The organism is Pontibacter rugosus (assembly GCF_042678745.1).
Taxonomy (GTDB): domain Bacteria; phylum Bacteroidota; class Bacteroidia; order Cytophagales; family Hymenobacteraceae; genus Pontibacter; species Pontibacter rugosus.
In genome coordinates this window covers 1-3,572 of the sequence record NZ_JBHTLD010000322.1, presented here as the reverse complement: position 1 = coordinate 3,572, position 3,572 = coordinate 1, and the positions used below count along the sequence as shown (strand labels likewise).

The window sequence follows — 3,572 nt, the reverse complement described above, 5'->3', positions numbered from 1 at the left end:
GGGCGCGCCGATGGTACTGGGGTCACACCCGGGAGAGTAGGTGGCCGCCAACCCCAACAAAGCGGACGCCCCCTTGAGCAATCGAGGGGGCGTCTCGTGTTTATACCCACCCAACAACCAACCAACACCTCCTGCGGGCCAAGCAGACAGAGCCGCACGCTCATCCCGATCCGCCGGGAAAGGCCAACCGCACCGCCGCGAATACACATCCCGGGCCTTGCTTTTTCACAGGACCATCCGTACCTTGAGTTATGGCGTTTCTATACCCTTACTTCCTGTTCGCACTGGCAGCTGTTGCTGTGCCTATCATCTTGCATTTAGTGCAGCTGAGGCGAGCCAAAAGAATTGCTTTTAGCAATGTGAAATTTATACAAGTATCTAAAGATCTTACTGCCAGCCAACGCAACCTGAAGGAGCTCCTTATTCTGTTTTGCAGAATCTTATTTATTGTTTTTTTAGTATTGGCTTTTGCTCAACCCTTTATACCTGCCTCAGATGCTGCTGTGACAGTGAATGATGCGAACTTGGACATATTTGTAGATAATTCTTATAGTATGCAGCGTATGCATTCAGAAGAGGATTTAACTATGTTAGAGGTTGCTTCTGATCAAGCTAAAACAGTACTCGATCTTTTCCCTGCTTCTACGGCTTTTAAGCTATCTTCTACTTCACGACTAAATCATGGAGCACCTTTGCAAAAAAGCGAGGCTATTTCTATACTAGATCAGCTTGCATATTCGGCTAAACCTTTTGCTCCTTCATTGGGAGAAAGTATACAGGCTTCACATCTATTCATTTTTTCCGATTTCCAAAAATCAAGTTTAAAACTGGAAGATTTTAAGTCTAAAGATGCTTCAATGCAGGTTCATCTTATACCTGTATCAGCAGCAGCGGCAAGTAATATTACAATCGACTCTGTTTATTTAGAAGATGAATTCTTAAGGACCGATGCAGAAAGTCGTATACATGTGTTGGTCACAAATACCAGTAATGATCTGGCAGAAGATGTGCCTGTCAAGTTGTTTATGCAGGGGCAGCAGGTATCTGCTCTAAGCCTTGATTTACCGCCCAGGCAATCTACAGAAGCAGTCATGTCTTTCAGGGCAACAGGCGAAGCAATAAGCCTTGCCTATGTACAGGTAGAGGATTATCCTGTAGAGTTCGATAATACGTTCTATTTTACACTTTCGTCTTCTGCGGCTATTGCTGTTACTGAAGTATCTGATAATACTGCTTCACTGCAACAGTTGTACGCTGGTGAGTCCTTCTTTAAGTATAGCAGCTACACCAATGATAACATAGATTATGCTAAACTAGCCGCATCTAACATTGTGATAGTAAACGGGGTAAAAGCACTTTCTGCTGCGTTGGCTGCAAACCTAAGCAATTATGCAAAAGAGGGAGGTACCTTACTTATCATCCCGCCTGTAGGCTCTGACAGAGGAGCCTATACTTCACTATTTCAAAACTTGAATATGCCTGTAAGATTTACAGGTGCTGGTGCTGGAGGCGCTAAAACTAATCTTATGGCGCCAGATCCTAATAATCCATTTTTCAGAAGTATCTTCTCTGATTTCGACGCTAAAATGCAGATGCCCACCGCAAGCCGTAGCCTTTCCTGGTCAAGAGCATCAGAAGATATTTTGAGGTTTAGAGGAGGATCTCCATTTTTGTCGCGTTTTGATAGAGGTACTGGGGCGGTATATTTAATGGCAGCCCCTTTAGATGAAACGTATAGTAGCCTGCCAAACCATGCCCTTTTTGTGCCTGTCATGTATCGGTTGGCCATCGAAAGTTATCAGCAGCAACAACAGCTAGCCTATACTTTAAACAACAACATTGTGCAGGTACCAGCGGCCACTAAACAGCAGCGGGAGGGAGTGTATCAGCTTCAACAAGATACCTTGGCATTTATACCAGAACAACAAGTCCGTGGCGGGAAACTATACTTTACTGTACCACCTGAAATGGAAAAAGCAGGCTTTTATACTTTACAGTTAAATGATTCTATACTTACAACACTGGCTTTTAATTACGATAAAGGAGAATCATACCTGGAACAATATACACCTGATGAACTCAGGACTGTGATCGGCAGTGAGAGTGGCAATATACATGTATATGATTATGGAGACGCTTTTTCTATCAAAGGTGAATTCGAAAAAAGATATTTTGGTGTAAAGCTTTGGAAATATTGCCTAATATTGTGTCTGTTTTTCCTTATGGCCGAAATAGCACTTATTAGATTCTTCCGAACATGAAAGTACTTCTCCGAGCAGCTACCATTTACAACCCAGCATCAGCGTTTCATATGCAGCAGCACAATGTGCTACTGGAGAATGGCACCATCACCTACATTGGACAAGATGAGCAGAAAGCAGATACAGAAGTAGCCTTAGAAGGCCTTTGTATTTCGGTAGGTTGGATAGATATGCATGCCTATACCGGCGAACCAGGGCTGGAGTATAAAGAGGACTTAGAAAGTCTTTCCGCCGCCGCAGCAGCAGGGGGCTTTACAGAAGTACTTTGCCTGCCCAACACAGATCCGGTGGTGCAAACAAAGAGCGCCATCAGCTATATCAAAAATAGATCACAGCACTACCCAGTAACGCTGCTGCCTGCTGGTGCAGTAACTGTAGAGGCACAAGGCAAAGACTTGACTGAAATGATTGATCTGCATGAGGCGGGGGCTGTCGCTTTTTCAGATGGCATTCACCCGTTGCAGGGAGCCGACGTTACCTTGAAAGCTTTACAGTATATGCAGATGTTTGATGGCTTGCTGATGAATAAACCTGAGCACACACGCCTGACAGAGAATGGACAGATGCACGAGGGCGAAGCAAGTACACGACTAGGTATGCGCGGGATTCCTTCTTTAGCAGAAGAGGTGATGGTAACACGCGATCTGCAGCTGTTAGCTTATACAGGAGGCAAATTACATTTCTCTCTTATTTCTACAGCTGCAGCGATAGAGGCTATTCGTATAGCGAAAGCACAGGGGCTGCAAGTAACCTGCGATGTAGCCAGTTACCAGATAGCGTTTACAGATGAAACAGTTGCCCCGTTCGACACAGATTACAAAGTTGCTCCTCCTTTCAGGTCTGCCAGTGATGCAGAAGCTATAAAAGAAGGCCTACAGGATGGTACGATAGATGTGCTTGTTTCGGCACATACTCCACAGGATGTAGAGGGAAAGAAACTCGAGTATGACTTGGCGGAGTTTGGCATTACTAACTTAGAAACAGCCTTTGCCGTTGCGAATAGTACAATGGAGCTACCGCTGGACGTGCTGTTAGAGAAATTCACGACAAATCCACGGCGTATACTTGGGTTAGCTCAACCAAAGATAGCCATTGGCGAGCCGGCAAACATAACGCTGTTTAACCCGGCAGCAACTTGGGTGCCTGACAAAAATAAAACGAAATCTAAGTCGCATAACAGTCCTTTCTACGGGCAAGAGCTCAAGGGACGTGTGTTGGGCATATTTCATAAAGGACAATTAGTCCTCAATCAATCTTTTTAATATATTTAGTTCTATATTTAAGCAAGGTTGGCATAAGCCGGTCTGGTAT

The 3,572-nt window shown here is 44.6% G+C and carries 2 protein-coding genes; both read left to right on the top strand.

What is annotated here, in order from left to right; genetic code table 11:
- Positions 1-251: 251 nt before the first annotated feature.
- Positions 252-2,261 carry a BatA domain-containing protein gene (locus ACFQ2O_RS20590; RefSeq protein ID WP_377532552.1) on the top strand — a complete coding sequence of 670 codons (2,010 nt, stop codon included), beginning with the start codon at positions 252-254 and terminating at the stop codon, positions 2,259-2,261.
- Positions 2,258-3,523, top strand: a complete 1,266-nt coding sequence (locus tag ACFQ2O_RS20585) for a dihydroorotase (RefSeq protein WP_377532550.1) — start codon at positions 2,258-2,260, stop codon at positions 3,521-3,523. The genes ACFQ2O_RS20590 and ACFQ2O_RS20585 overlap by 4 nt, the downstream gene beginning before the upstream one ends.
- The last annotated feature ends 49 nt before the right edge of the window (positions 3,524-3,572 follow it).